Here is a 13,714-nt window from a genome sequence, read left to right as displayed (position 1 = left end):
AACTCACCTGCCCTTCGATGTCCGTGGCGGGTCGCCGGCCGGCGACCCGCCACGGATCTGCACCATGGTCACCCGGATGCCGCGTCGCACCCGGGGCAACGTCAACAAGCCGACGCAGACGGTGGCGAGTGTGACCACCGCGAGCACCAGTCCGGCGATGCCCCTGCCGGCCACCGCCAGCCCGGCCACCGCCGCCAGCCCGACCCCGGCCACGGTGACCGCCGCCGCGGCCAGCATCCGGGCGTCCACCAGAGGTTGGCGCACCACCAGCCGGGCGAAGGTGGCCGCGCAGAGGTTCTCGGTCACGATGCCGGCGGCCCAGGCGATCGCCGCGCCGGTCGCCCCGTGGGCGGGGATCAGCGCCAGCCCGCCGCCGACGGTGACCAGCAGCCCGGCCAGCGCCGCGGCCAGGTGCAGGCCGCTGCGCCCGCCCATCAGCAGCAGGCTCTGCACGTTGCCGACCCCGGTGTTGACGAGCATCGCCACGGCGAGCACCGTCATCGCGGCGGCGCCGGCGGTGAACTCGGGGCCGAACAGCGCCAGGAACGCCGGCGCGAAGGCGGCGAGCAGCAGGTACACCGGCCAGGAGAGCACCAGCCCCCAGCCGGTCAACTGCCGGTGCACGGCAGCGGCGGCGGCCCGCTCCCCCCGGCCCAGCAGCCGGGACAGTTGCGGGGCGACGGCCACCCGCAGCCCCTGCATCGCAAGTTGGCCGGCGAGGACGTAGCGGCCGACGGCACCGAAGACACCGGCGTCGGCCGGGCCGGCCAGGGCCGAGGTGAGCAGCACGCCGATCCACATGCTGCCCGCGTCGATCGCCGCCGAGGCGGCGCGGGGCAGCGCGAACCGCCAGAACGTGGACCAGTCACCGGGTTGCGGACGCAGCCGGGCGCCCGCGCCGATCCCGAGCGGCCCGGCCACCAGGATCAGGCACACCAGCAGCGCCACGGCGGCCGGCACCAGCCACCCGCTCATCCCCGCCAGCAGCCCGCCACCGGCGAGCACTGCCGCGCCGACCAGCAGCGGACGGGCGATCGGCAGCAGCAGGAACTGCACCGAGACGTAGGACCGCATCGGGCGTACGCAGCGCACGACGGCCAGCAGCAGGTTCATCGCGACCACCACGGGTACCGCCGCGAAGGTCACCACCAGCAACGGCCCGCCCGCCGGGCCCAGCAGCCGGCCGGCGAGCGGCCCGGCGACAACCGCACCACCCGCCGCGACCAGCACGGCGAACAGCAACGGTGGGGTCAGGGCGACCGGCAGCACCCGGGCGCCGTCGCCGGCCCGCCGCCGGGGCAGCGCCCAGATCAGACCGGTCTCCGCGCCGAGGGTGCAGATCGCGGCGGCGACGGTCACCACGCCGATCGCGGCGAAGAACGCGCCCGCTCCGGTGGTGCCGTAGCCACGGGTGATGACGACCGCGAGCAGGAAGCCGAACAGCCCGCTGGTCGCCGCGCCGAGCAGCCCGGCCACGCCGCTGCGGGTGCTGCGCCGGGTCTCGGCCGCGCCGTCCACCGGCGCCGCGAGGGTGCTCGGCGTACCCCCGGGGCCGTCTCCCGTCGGTGGGCTGGTGGTCGCCGTCATGCCCGCACCACCGCCGTCCGCCGCGGCATCCCGCCCGGCGGGATGCGGCGTTCGCGTTCGCAGAGCGCGAGCGCGAAGGCCACCGCGAAGAAGGCCACCGCGAGGTTCTGGTTGGCCATCCCGTAGAAGGGGACCTGCACCAGGCAGATCACCGGGACGACGGAGAGCCACTGACCAGCCGCCGAGGTGGCCCGGGCGCAGATCAGCGCGGCGACGACGAACCAGGCCAGGAAGCACAGCAGGGCCGGTACGCCGTGGCTGAACAACACCATCCACAGCTGCCCCTGGGTGCCGATCGGCGCGTCGGCGGTCACGGTGTCCACCTCCATCGGCGCTCCGTAGCCCAGCCAGGGCGAGTCACCCACCCGGCGCAGCACCTCGCTGTAGAGCGACAGCCGGTCGGTGTTGGTGTCACTGGACTCGACCCGATTACCGATCAGCTCGGCCACCGGGATGAACAGGCTGGCGATGCCACCGAGCACCACCATGCCGCCGATGGAGGCGGCCACCCGGGTGTTGCCGCGCAGCGCCGCTCGCACCCCGAGCACGGCCAGGCCCACACCGAGGCTGAGGAACATCGCCCGGTTGAGCGTGAGGAACGCCGGGACCAGCGACACCGGCAGCGACGCCAGCAACGCCCAGCGCAGCAGGCCGCGCCGACGCAGCATGGTGTACGCGACCACGCACGGCAACGTCATCGCGTACGCGCTGCCGTAGTTGTTGGTGTACGCGTACGGGGCCGCCGGCCGGTAGATCGGGTTGAGTGACCTGGCGCTGTATTCCGCGGTGGTCAGGTGGACCATGTCGCTGATGAACGGCACCCCGGACACACCCGACGGCAGCAGCGTCTCGACCGGGGTGGTCAGTTCCAGCCGTGGCACCAGCACGCCGAGCCAGCCCAGCGCGACCAGCCCGAACCAGAACGCGCACAGCGGCACCAGCACGGCGGCCTGGTCGGGGCGCTCCCGGACGACGGTGTAGACGTAGACCGCGACGACCAGCGCGGTGAGGTAGAACGCCAGGCGCAGCACGAAGGTCGGCAGCGAAGTTGGGGACGCCAGCCGGGTCGCGCTGACCATCACGAGGGCCAGGAACAGCAGCCAGATCCCCGCGCCGGGCGGCAGCGGCACCCGGCCCCGGGTGGCCAGCAGGGTGAACAGCAGGGCACCCAGCACCGGCCAGCCGAGGTAGAAGGCGCCTACCACCCACCAGAGCGGGACCAGCCCGAACATCACCGCCAACGGCCACAGCGGCAGGCGGGGCGGCACAACCGGCGGAGGTCGGGTGGCGGCGCCGGCCGGTAGGGGCGGCTCGGTGGTCGCCGGGGCGTGGGTGACCGGCACGCCTCAGCTCCGCCCGCTGCGACACAGCACGAACCCGAGCGGGTTGACCCCGGCCGCCCGCAGCCGCTCGGCGAGCCGCCGCAGGTCGGCCTGGCGGGTGCGGTCCCGTTCGACGACGACCACGGCAGTGCCCTGCCGGGCCACCGCAACGCCCCGCTCGTCGGCCTCGGCGGGCGGGGCGTTGTAGAGCACGAGACGCTTGTCGGCGCCCTGCCGCCAGGTGCCGAACCGCACGCTGCCGGCACCCACCGCCACCTGCTCGTCGCCGCTCGCCCGTCCGTTGTCGGTACGGCTGGTGGTCTTGGCGACCCGGGGCAGGGTGAGGGTGGCCTCCGGGTCGGTCGAGGGACGGGCGCCGATCGGATGTGGGGAGGGACGCCGGGCGATGACCTCGGTGGGACCGTCATCGGTGTCCGTGGGGGCGGTGCGGGGCTTGGGCACGGCGGGCCGGGCCGGGTCGATGGCCGCCGGCAACCGGCCCCGGTCGGTGAGCACCGTGGCCCGCAGCCGGTCGATCCGGCCGCTGTCGTCGGCCACGAACACCTCCCGCCCGGCCACGGCGAGGGCGACCGCGAGCCCGGCGGTGATCGCGGTGGCGTCCTCCCGGGCGGTCACCACGGCGACCCGGGCGGGCTCGCGTACCCGTTCGGCGACGGCCATCGCCACGTAGCGGATGTCGGCGTCGACGGCCCGGCCGCGTAGCCGGGCGCGGCGGACGGTGCCCAGCAGCGGCAGGCCGGTGCTGTCCCGCGCATCGGCCACGCTGCGGATACGCCGGTCGGCCGACTCCCACAGGAAGGCGAGTACCAGACCGATCACGGCCCCACCGAGCAGCCCACCGGCGAGCAGCATCGACGAGCTGCCGGCGGTGGTGGCCAACGCCTGCTCGGCGCTGCGGGTGACCCAGCCCGGATTCACGTCGACCGCGGCGATCTCCGTACGGGCGGAGCTGAGCTGGGTGAGCTGGTTGTTGATGCCGCCGAGTTCGGCCACGGCGGCTTCGGCGGCGGCGGTGTCCCGGGCGTTGTTGATCCGGCGCTGCACGGCGTTGCGCTGGGCGACGATCTTCTCGATGCTCTCGTCGTACGAGCGCAACATCTCCTCGCGCTGCGTCTCGTACATTCCGCGCCGGATGTCCAGGTAGCTCTGCGCGGCCAGGTTGGCACCCGCCACCGCTCGTTCGGCGTCGCCGGCCTGGTAGATGAAGCGCAGGATCTGGCCACCGGCCGGCACCTCGACCTCAAGAGCGTCGCGTACCGTGCGCTGGTCGGAGTCGAAGGTCGCGGCCAGCTTGCCGACGACCTCGGTGCCGGTGGCGATCCCGCTCTCCACGTTCATGTTCACCGCCCGGTCGGCGGCGGCGCCGCTGGGCGTGAAGGCGTCGGTGACCACCGGCCGGACCGCCACCACCGCGCTCGCCGTCACCGAGGCCGGCGCCACCAGCACGTAGCCGACCGCGGCGAGCAGTCCACAGAGGGCCACCGCCGCTACCAACCGGATCCGGTGCAGCGGCACCCGCACCACGTCTGTGATGGTGACGCTGCGGGACGTCGAGGCGGTGGCTGGGCCGTCTCCGGTCCAGGCGCTGGGCGCGGCATCAGTCATTGAACTTCTTCGCTATCTGTTGTGGATTGCCGATCACCACGACCCCGGGCGGGACGTCGGCGCGGACCACCGTCGCGGCGCCCACGACGCTGTCCCGGCCGATCCGCACCCCCTTCATCACCAGCGCGTGCGCGCCGATCCAGACGTTGTCCTCGACGGTGATCGGCGCCCGGGTGGCCGCCGTGGGCGGGTCGTGACGGCGATCGGGGGCCAGGTTGTGGAAGTCGTTGTCGAGCAGTTCGCAGTCCGACAGCAGGCACCGGTCGCCGATGGTCACCGACGTCCAGGTGCCGATCCAGGTCGCGTTGAGCAGACAGTCGGCACCGACGCGTACCTCACCGGGGCCGGCGAAGCGGACCAGCTTGTTCACGCGGGTGTGCGCACCGATGCTGACCCGTACGCCGCGACGCAGCCGGATCCGGCCACGGATCTCCACCCCCGCGCCCAGTCGCAGGCGCGGGTAGCGCAGCCGGTACCAGCCACGCTTGACCGCGAAGACGGTACGCACGACGAGTCCACGACGGATGCCGGACAACGAGCCTCCCCACCTTTCTCGGGTCGGCGGCGGGTTTCCCCGCGCCGACCCGAGGTGAACAAACTACCGAGGATTCGTTACGAACGGTGAACGCTAGGGCACCGAAAAGAACATCGACGCGGTTGACCAGGTCAGCTCCGGCGTCGCCGCCGCGATGAGCGTCGACGCGGTGCCGTCGACCGCGGCGGTGGGCGCCAGGGTCGGGTCGAACGGCACGCTGCGCAGTGACCCGTTGGTCGACCCGTGGACGATCTTTCCGTCCACCCAGGCCATGCCGCGCACCCCGGACCAGGTCACGCCCGTGGTGGGCAGGACGAACTCGGTGGCGCCCAGGTAGTTGCCGTCGATCTCGAAGTAGCGGTAGTAGAGGTTGTTGGCACCGCTGCGGGTGTAGTACAGCCGACCGTCGAGGTAGAACGCACCCGTCAGCAGGGCCGGGTTGTACCAGTCGTTGTAGCCGGACGCCTCCCACGACCCACCGATCGTGTTGCCATTGAACAGCGACACGTCGATCCGGCTGCCGGTCGGTGTCCCTGCGACCACGTGGGACCAGTAGATCCGGTCGTCGACCAGCCAGGTCGCGCCCGCGTCGGTGTAGTTCGGCTGGCTGACCGGGGTGGCGTTGGCGGCGTCGAGGGTGGTGCCGTCGAACGGCACCTTCGCCACCTCACCGGGACCGACGTTCAGGTGCAGGTGGCCACTGCTGCCCGTGGGCGGGTTCTTCGGGATGATCGTGCGCCCACCGCTGATCGGGAACACGCCGAGCCGGCCGTGGTACTCGTTGCCCATGCCGTCCGAGTTGTGTCCGAAGTAGAGCCCGGCGGCGCCCCGCCACAGCACCGGCACCGACGACCCCCACGAGCTGGCGCCGGAGGGCAGGTCGGAGCCACCGCTGCGGCGCGGGTTCCAGTTCACCGGCATGCCGGTGGCCGGGGTGACCGCGGCGATGCCCAGCCGGTCGATGGCGCCGTTGCCGGCCCGGTCGCTGGCGTTCGGGTTGTTCAGCCACCGGAAGTGCCCGCCGAGGTAGATGATGTTGTCGGCCACCTCGACCGAGGTGATGGTGTCGTTACCGGTGAAGTTCACCCAGGTGGCGACCTGGCTGGGCCCCCGGTGGGCGGTCTCGAATCGGACCAGGGCGTCGCAGTAGGCGCTCGGCCAGCCCGACCCGCCGTTGGTGCCGACGACGAACCAGGTGCCGTCGCCGCCGAAGCGAACGTCCTGCACGTAGTGCACGAACGTCGTCGGGTTGGCGCACGGCGCGACGAACCGCTCCGAGCTCCAGTCGATGACGCTCGGCGTGCCCGTCAGGTCGACCAGCGCGATCTGATTACGCGGCAGGTCGTTGACGTAGAGGAAGTTGCCGCCGACGACGAGCGTGCCGCCGTCCGGGGATACGTCGATGGTCCAGGCGTACATGCTGGTGCCGTGCCGGCCGACGCTGGTGTTGATGTCGAAGGTCGGATCGATCTCTCCAGTCGTCGCGTCCAGCCGGCCGAGCCCGGAGTGCGCGGTGCCGTTGAGCCAGTTGAAGGCCCCGGCCACGTAGAGCCAGTTGCCGTGCAGCACCAGGTCACGCACGGTGCCGCCGTCGGATCGCCCGGCCCAGCTATCGATGATCATCCCGGTCGACGGTTCGAGCGCCACCAGGTTCTTGCGGGACACGCCGTTGACGTTCTTGAAGGCCCCACCGACGATCAGCGTGCCGCCCGGGCCGGCGATGAGCGAGTTGACCGCGCCGTCGAGCACCGGCAGGAAGGCCGTCGAGATCGTCCCGGTGGTGCGGTCGTACGCGAAGAGATAGCTGCGGGCGATCCAGGCCGAAGTTGCCGTCTGGCGGATCTGCGTGAAACTGCCGCCCACGTAGACCGTGTTGCCGATCTCGGCGAAGGCGCGAGCCTCACCGTTGCGGGCGTGCGGGGTCTGGTCGGCCGGATCGGTCGAGACCAGGGTGGCCGGCTCGGGTACCGGCACCACGGCCGCGGCCGCCACGGCGGGCACGGTCAGTACGGCGGCGACGGCCACCAGAGCGACGGCCGCAGCCCGGAATCGAAGCCGACGGGGGAAACGCCACGACAAGGAGTATCTGGGCACGCTACGCCTCCAGAGTGGACGAGAATGCACGTAGCGTGCCCGCTCCACGCTGGAGGGCGGCATCCGCCGATTGGGCGGACGGTGGATCAGGAAACGGACAACCTCGGCGACGGTCGGATTTCCGACAATCGCTGCGGCGGCCCGCTTCCGCGGCTCAACTCACCTCGACTCAGCGGCTCCCTCCCGTCGGCTGCCGCAGGTAGCTGTCCCGCCCGGCGGTGGTGAACCCGGCCACCGCCGCCGCGTTCTGATTCATCATCATGTTGCAGGTGCTGGTGGTCTTCGTCATGCCCGCCGAGTTGAAGTAGACCGCCGCCTTGATCTTCGGATGGGCCTTCAGTGCCGCCGGGAACTCCTCGAACCAGCGCCGCTTGGCGTTCGGATCGGCGGCGTTCATGTTGGTGCCGAACTCGGCAAGCATCCGGGGCTTGCCCGCGCCGATGCCGTTCTGGTCGAGCCACCGGTAGAAGGAGCCGATGGTGGTGCTGGGGCTCTTCCAGACCGTGCTGCCGTTGCAGACATGGAAGTTGTACGGGTCCCAGGCCACCCAGTCGACGTAGCGGTCACCGGGATAGAGCCCGGCGTACCGGTCGTAGTGACCGGACCAGCCCATCATCGTCCACACCCAGACGGCGTTGTCGGCCTTGGCGTCGGCGAACCGGTCGTGCACGTACCGCCAGGCCCGGACGAAGTCCGCGTCGCTACCCTTGGCCGGCTCGTCCTCCGGCTCGTGGTCGAACCCGATGAAGACCGGCTGGCCGATGGCCCGGATCCGCCCGGCGACCGCGTCGATCGTCGCGTCGTACCGTCCGCTGTAGACGTCCTTCCAGGTCAGCACCGTACCCGAGGAGAAGACCCGGCTCTCCCAGGCGAAGAACATGAGCCGGCCTTCGCGCATCTGCTGCTGCTGGAACTCGTCGGGGAAGGCGCCGTTGCTACCGGTGTTCGAGAAGTCGTGGTAGCGGTGGACGATGTCGAACTTCCGCCCGACCTGCTTCTCCACGTCGCTGACGGCCTTGCCGTGATCCCATCCGGCGGCGGCGTTCGTCGGCGAGTACATCCCCCACCAGGCACCGCAGCCGGGCACCAGCTTCGCCGAGACCGTTCCGCACTTGCCCGGCTCGGATGGCGGGGGCGTGGTGGTGGGGCTGGGTCGGGCGGGCGACGGGCCCACGCTGGGTGAGGCGGTCGGTGAGGCCGGGGGACGGCTGGCGGTGGCCGACGGCGTCGGCACGACGCTGGGTGAGGCCGATGGCGGCCGGATACCCACCCCGTCATAGCTGATCGCCAGGCGCGGGCGCAGATCCGGGTTGCTGTTCTCGCCCGAGGCCCAGTAGATGCGGGTGTCCAACCCGGTCTGCGCCAGCGACAGGGTCCAGATGCCGTTACCGTTGACCAGGCCCGAGACGTCCCACTCGTTGAAACCCTTGGCGACGCCGGCGACCGTGTCCAGCGCCGCGCCCAGCGGCGTCGGCATCGGACGCGCCGCCCGGGCGTCGAGTCGGGACTCGTGCGCGGTCACCGTCGCCTGGAGCTTCTGCCAGGCGTGTACCCGCAGCGTGGCCCGTACGTTGACCGCGTTCGCCGGCAGCTTCGCGACCAGGAAGGTGAGCACCGCCTCACGGGAGCCACGAGGGTTGCCGTCGCAGGGCGCGGGGCACGTCGCGAGCGTCGTCTTGACGCTGTTGTCACCGTCCTGCGGCACCGCCGTGGCAGTGGTGTCGGCCACCACCGCGATCGACAGGCCGTCATCGGCGAGCAGCGGCACCATGGTCGCGCCGATCCCCACCACCACAGTGGTGCCGATGACGCCGAGCATCACGGCCTTACGCCGGCCGCCACGGCGCGGGATCATGCGGTGCAGTCCGCGACTGGTCACGGATACTCCTCGTGTCTTCGACGATAACGCTGAGCAGCGTATCCGCGTACACAACGGAGCGTGCGAATGACGGCAGGACCTAAGCGCGTCTTAAAACTCGCCTAAGACACCCCTACGCCTCCCCACGCCTCCCCACCCCGCCCTCACCCCCACCCCGCCCCCGCCACCCTCTTCACCCGCTTCATAGCCTGGCCCCGCCGCCAACCCCCTAGCCACCCCGACCACCACGATTAAGCAGCGCAGAACATGAGATCTTGGACATCTTCCGTTCCTCGTTAACGGAAAATGTCCAAGATCTCGGCGGATCGCCCCGCCCAGAGCGGCGAGTGGGCGAGAACGAGGGGCAGACGGTGCCAGCGGGCGGACCGCGGGGACGGCGGGGCAGGCGGACCGCGGGGCGGTGCCGGCGGGCGAGCGGCGACCGGTGGCCGGCGAGCGGGCGGCGGCTCGCGGGCGGCGGCTCGCGGGCGGCGGCTCGCGGGCGGCGAGGGTCTCGGCCCGCCTCGCCGCGTTGGGTACCGTCACCTTGAGCGAGGCCGGAATGGAGCCGCCGGGCGGCGGGAGATCAGGTACCCGACCGGGCGGCGGGAGATCAGGTACCCGACCGGGCGGCGGGAGATCAGGTACCCGACCGGGCGGCGGGAGATCAGGTACCGGACCGGGCGGCGGTGAGGGCGGCGGCCATTGCCGGGCGGGGGGCGGGTGTGTTGGTGAACTGCTCGAACTGGCCGATCGCCTGGGCAAGCAGCAGGTCGAGGCCGGAGACGATCCGGCAGCCGGCAGCTTCGGCGGCGGCGGCCAGCGGGGTCGGCCACGGGTCGTAGATTGCATCGAAGACGACCGTGCCGGCTCGCCAGGGCACCCGGCCGGCCAGCTCGTCGGCGGCCCCCTGCGGCACGGTAGAGATCAGCACATCGACTTCGGCCAGCCCCGACGCCTCGGACCACGCCCCGACCGGCCATGGTGCGCCGATCATCGTCACGCCGAGCGCCGCCGCGACCGGTTCCAGTTCGGCAACCGCCGCCGGACGGCGGGCGATCACGGTGACTGCTGCCGCGTGCAGCCGGGCCGCCGCCGCGAGGGCCGCCCGGGCGGTGCCGCCCGCGCCGAGCACGGTGACGGTGGCACCCGGGCGTACGCCCGCCTCGGTCAGCACCTCGACCATGCCGCTGACGTCGGTGTTGTCGGCGTACCAGGAGCCGTCGGTTCGGCGTACCAACGTGTTGGCCGCACCCACGGCGGCGGCGACCGGCGACACCTCGGCGGCCACCGCGAGCGCCGCCTCCTTGCCCGGCATGGTCACCGACAACCCGGCCCACTCCGGGCCCAGGCCGGCGACCAGGGCCGGCAGCTCGGCCGCCGCACACTCGATCCGGGTGTACGACCACCCGGTCAACCCGGCGGCGGCGTACCCGGCATTGTGGATCACCGGGGAGAGCGAATGAGCGATCGGCTTGCCCAGCACCGCCGCCCGGTGCGCCGCTGTCCCGTGCACCGACTCCTCGATCGCCGCCGCACGTCCTGACGCCGCACGCTCCAACGCCGCCGGCTCTGACGCCGCACGCCCCGACGCCGCACGCCCTGACGCCGCGTTCCCTGGCTCAGCCACCATCGCTCCTCAGCAGCACGCGCACCTGTCGCCTAACATCCAACAATGTCTGACAGCAGTCTGCGGCACCGCAAGGGCGAGATCACCCTCACCGTCCGAGGCGTCGACCGGCAGCCGCTCGCCGACCGGGCGGTGACTGTCGCGCAGGACCGACACTCCTTCGCCTTCGGGAACATCGGTTTCGACTTCGTCAAACTGGTGGGCGGCCCCGGCCCGACGGAGACCACAGACGTCGAGAGCTTCGGCGGGACCGATCACCTGGATCTGGGCCGGCTGGGTGAGCTGTGGCTGACCCTGTTCAACACCGCAACCCTGCCGTTCTACTGGGGTCGCTACGAGCCACGGCGCGGCGCGCCCGACACCGAACGTCTCACCGCCACGGCACGGTGGCTGGCCGAACGGGGCGTCACCGTCAAGGGTCATCCGCTGGTCTGGCACACCGTGCAGCCGTCGTGGCTGCTCGATCTGGACCTCGATGAGGTGGAAGGGCTGCTGCGGGCCCGCGTCCGTGACCTGGCCGGTGGATTCGCCGGCCTGATCGACACCTGGGACGCGATAAACGAGGCGGTGATCATGCCCGTCTTCGACAACGGCGACAACGCGATCACCCCGCTGGCCCGGGCACGCGGACGCATTCACCTGGTGCGGTTGGCGTTCGAGGAGGCCCGGGCGGTCAACCCGGCGGCCACCCTGGTGCTCAACGACTTCGACCTCAGCTCGGCGTACGAATGCCTCATCGAGGGAGTCCTCGAAGCCGGCGTCCGCATCGACGCGATCGGCTTGCAGACCCACATGCACCAGGGCTACCGGGGCGAGGAGTACATGCAACAGATGCTCGACCGGTTCGCCCGGTACGGGCTGCCGCTGCACCTGACCGAGACCACCCTGGTCTCCGGGCACCTGATGCCGCCCGAGATCGAGGACCTGAACGACTACCAGATCCCGCACTGGCCCAGCACGCCCGACGGCGAGGCGCGGCAGGCCGAGGAGATCGTCCGGCACTACCGTTCGCTGCTCGCCCACCCGGCGGTCCAGTCGATCAACTACTGGGGGCTCACCGACCGGGGTGCCTGGCTCGGCGCGCCCGCCGGACTGGTCCGCGCCGACGGCAGCCCGAAGCCGGCGTACGACGCCCTGGCAGCGCTCATCAAGGGCGAGTGGTGGCTGTCACCGACGGACCTGCGCACCGGAGCGGACGGCACCGTCACCGTTGAGGGCTTCCTCGGCGACTACACCGTCTCCGTCGGCGACCGCACGGCGCGCTTCACCATCGACGCCATCGAGTCCACGACCACCCTCGACCTGGCCTGAACCGCCGGATCCCGGATGATGACCGGGTCTCTAGCCCGTCACGGGGTCGCGGCAGCGATCAGATGATGCCGGCCTCCCGCGCCTTGGCCTCGTTCTTCAGGTGATCCTCGTAGGTCTCCGCGAAGGCGGAGTTGCCCTCCTTGTCGACGGCCACGAAGAACAGCCAGTCGCCGACCGGCGGATCCATCGCCCCCTCCAGGGCTTCCTTGCCGGGATTGTTGATCGGCGTGGGGATCATGCCCCGCAGCTTGCGGTTGTACGGATTATCCGGGTTGTCCAGGTCGCTCTGGGTCATCTGGCCGGACGTCTTCGTCTTCTGCCCGGTCAACTCCAGGTAGTAGTTGACGGTGACGTCCATCTCCAGGCAGCCACAGTCGAAGTTGCCCCGGTACACCCGGTTGTAGGCGACCCGGGCGACCTTGCCGAGGTCCTTCTTGGTGCCCGCCTCGGCCTGGGCCAGCGACGCCACGATCAGCGCCTCGTACGGGCTGATCCCGCCGCGCTCCTCCTGCACCCGGTCGGCGAACTCCATCTCACCGGTGACGGTGAGGAAGTGGTCGACCATCTGGCCGAGGATGGCCTCGGCGGTGGCGTCCGGCGGGATCTCGTAGGTGTCCGGAAAGAGGAAGCCCTCGATCGACTTCTTCGGCTTCTTGCCGTCCTCCCGCTTGAACCACCAGTCCGGCACGCCGAGCTTCTCCGGGTCCTTCGCGGCGGTCTCGAACTCCTTCACCGGAATTTCGGTGTGGTCGCTGAGCAGCTTGAAGATGCTCTTCGCGGTCCGCCCCTCGGGGATGGTGAGCCCGTTGACCACCCGGTTCTTCGGGTCGAGCATCGCGGCCAGGGCCAGCTCACCGCTCATCTGCTTGCGCAGCGTGTACGTCCCCGGTTGGACGTTGCGGCTGCGGGAGTTCTCGTCGGCCGCCTCGATGAACGCCTCGGTGCTCTTGATCACACCGGCGTCGTACAGCGCCACGGCCATGTCGGCGAGGAACGCGCCCTGCGGGATCTGGACGGTCACCTCCTCGGTGCCGCCTCCGTCGTAGTCAGGAGTGACGAAGTAGCTCTGGACCCGATCGAAGCCGTAGAAGGCGCCTCCGCCGATGCCACCGAGCAGCAGCACGGCCAGCAGCAGGGCCAGGACGGTCTTGCCCCGCCCGCCACCGGATCGGCCGCCCTTACGGCGGCCCCGGCGGTGCTTGCCCTTCTCCCCCCGCTCCTGCTCGTCGAACCCGAGGTCCAGCTCGTCCATCATTGCGTCCGCCTCCGCTGCGCATCCAGCCAGCTCTGCAGAATTTCCACCGCGGCGGCCTGGTCGACCACCGCCCGTTGTCTCTTCCCCCGGACACCGCGCTCGGCAAGCCTACGGCTCGCCAGGACCGTGGACATCCTCTCGTCGGTGAGCGTCACCGGGACAGGATTTATCACATCGGCCAGTTGTCGAGCGTACGCCTTCACGTGTTCCGCTGCCGGGCCATGTTTGCCGGCCAGATTGACCGGAAGGCCCACCACCACCTCGACGGCCTGGTGCTCGGCGACCAGCGCGGCGAGTTCGGCGACGTCCGACGGCACCGCATCTGACCTGGGGTTCTGCTCCCGCGCGAGGGTGACCAGCGGGGTGGCCAGAACGCCGTGTGGATCGGACCGGGAGACCCCGATCCGGACCTGCCCGACGTCCACTCCGAGCCGTACCCCACGGGGTGAGTCGCTCACGCCGCGTCACCTGCCCCGACAGAGGCGTCAGGGCGGGC

Annotated in this window: 10 protein-coding genes; 1 reads left to right on the top strand and 9 read right to left on the bottom strand. The window is 71.2% G+C overall.

The genetic code is table 11. The features are described 5' to 3' along the window. Positions 1 to 3: 3 nt before the first annotated feature. The 7 genes from O7601_RS16730 to O7601_RS16700 all read right to left on the bottom strand — a co-directional run bounded on the left by O7601_RS16730 (position 4) and on the right by O7601_RS16700 (position 10,538). The gene (locus O7601_RS16730) at positions 4 to 1,587 is read right to left on the bottom strand and encodes a lipopolysaccharide biosynthesis protein (protein ID WP_281562054.1); all 1,584 of its coding nucleotides are present in this window, start codon (positions 1,585 to 1,587) and stop codon (positions 4 to 6) included. Beyond that, positions 1,584 to 2,855, bottom strand: a complete 1,272-nt coding sequence (locus O7601_RS16725; protein ID WP_281566953.1) for an O-antigen ligase family protein — start codon at positions 2,853 to 2,855, stop codon at positions 1,584 to 1,586. The genes O7601_RS16730 and O7601_RS16725 overlap by 4 nt, the downstream gene beginning before the upstream one ends. Positions 2,856 to 2,933: 78 nt before the next feature. Beyond that, positions 2,934 to 4,535 (bottom strand): lipopolysaccharide biosynthesis protein, encoded by a 1,602-nt coding sequence (locus O7601_RS16720; protein ID WP_281562053.1) that lies wholly within the window; start codon positions 4,533 to 4,535, stop codon positions 2,934 to 2,936. Next, positions 4,528 to 5,070: an acyltransferase gene (locus tag O7601_RS16715; protein WP_281562052.1), complete on the bottom strand. Its 543-nt coding sequence runs from the start codon at positions 5,068 to 5,070 to the stop codon at positions 4,528 to 4,530. Before O7601_RS16715 ends, O7601_RS16720 begins: the two co-directional genes overlap by 8 nt. 93 nt (positions 5,071 to 5,163) lie before the next feature. Then, the gene (locus O7601_RS16710; protein WP_281566952.1) at positions 5,164 to 7,095 is read right to left on the bottom strand and encodes a hypothetical protein; all 1,932 of its coding nucleotides are present in this window, start codon (positions 7,093 to 7,095) and stop codon (positions 5,164 to 5,166) included. Between the two features lie 238 nt (positions 7,096 to 7,333). After that, positions 7,334 to 9,043 (bottom strand): glycosyl hydrolase, encoded by a 1,710-nt coding sequence (locus O7601_RS16705; protein WP_281562051.1) that lies wholly within the window; start codon positions 9,041 to 9,043, stop codon positions 7,334 to 7,336. Positions 9,044 to 9,689: 646 nt separating this feature from the next. Beyond that, a complete protein-coding gene (locus tag O7601_RS16700; RefSeq protein ID WP_281562050.1) occupies positions 9,690 to 10,538 on the bottom strand; it encodes a shikimate dehydrogenase in 849 nt (282 codons plus the stop codon). A gap of 159 nt (positions 10,539 to 10,697) precedes the next feature. Here O7601_RS16700 and O7601_RS16695 point away from each other — a divergent pair, with 159 nt between their 5' ends. Further along, on the top strand, positions 10,698 to 11,963 hold the full coding sequence (locus O7601_RS16695; protein ID WP_281562049.1) for an endo-1,4-beta-xylanase: 1,266 nt from the start codon (positions 10,698 to 10,700) through the stop codon (positions 11,961 to 11,963). Positions 11,964 to 12,021: 58 nt separating this feature from the next. Here O7601_RS16695 and mltG read toward each other — a convergent pair whose 3' ends face one another. Together mltG and ruvX are read right to left on the bottom strand one after the other, a co-directional pair. Beyond that, positions 12,022 to 13,218 (bottom strand): endolytic transglycosylase MltG, encoded by a 1,197-nt coding sequence (mltG, locus tag O7601_RS16690; protein ID WP_281562048.1) that lies wholly within the window; start codon positions 13,216 to 13,218, stop codon positions 12,022 to 12,024. Next, complete coding sequence (gene ruvX / locus O7601_RS16685; protein ID WP_281562047.1) at positions 13,215 to 13,676, bottom strand: Holliday junction resolvase RuvX; 462 nt, start codon at positions 13,674 to 13,676, stop codon at positions 13,215 to 13,217. The genes mltG and ruvX overlap by 4 nt, the downstream gene beginning before the upstream one ends. Between the last annotated feature and the right edge of the window lie 38 nt (positions 13,677 to 13,714).

The sequence above is a fragment of the Verrucosispora sp. WMMD573 genome (assembly GCF_027497175.1).
Lineage (GTDB): Bacteria > Actinomycetota > Actinomycetes > Mycobacteriales > Micromonosporaceae > Micromonospora.
The sequence above is the reverse complement of the archived record's forward strand: the minus strand, read 5'-3'. Positions and strand labels throughout refer to the sequence as shown.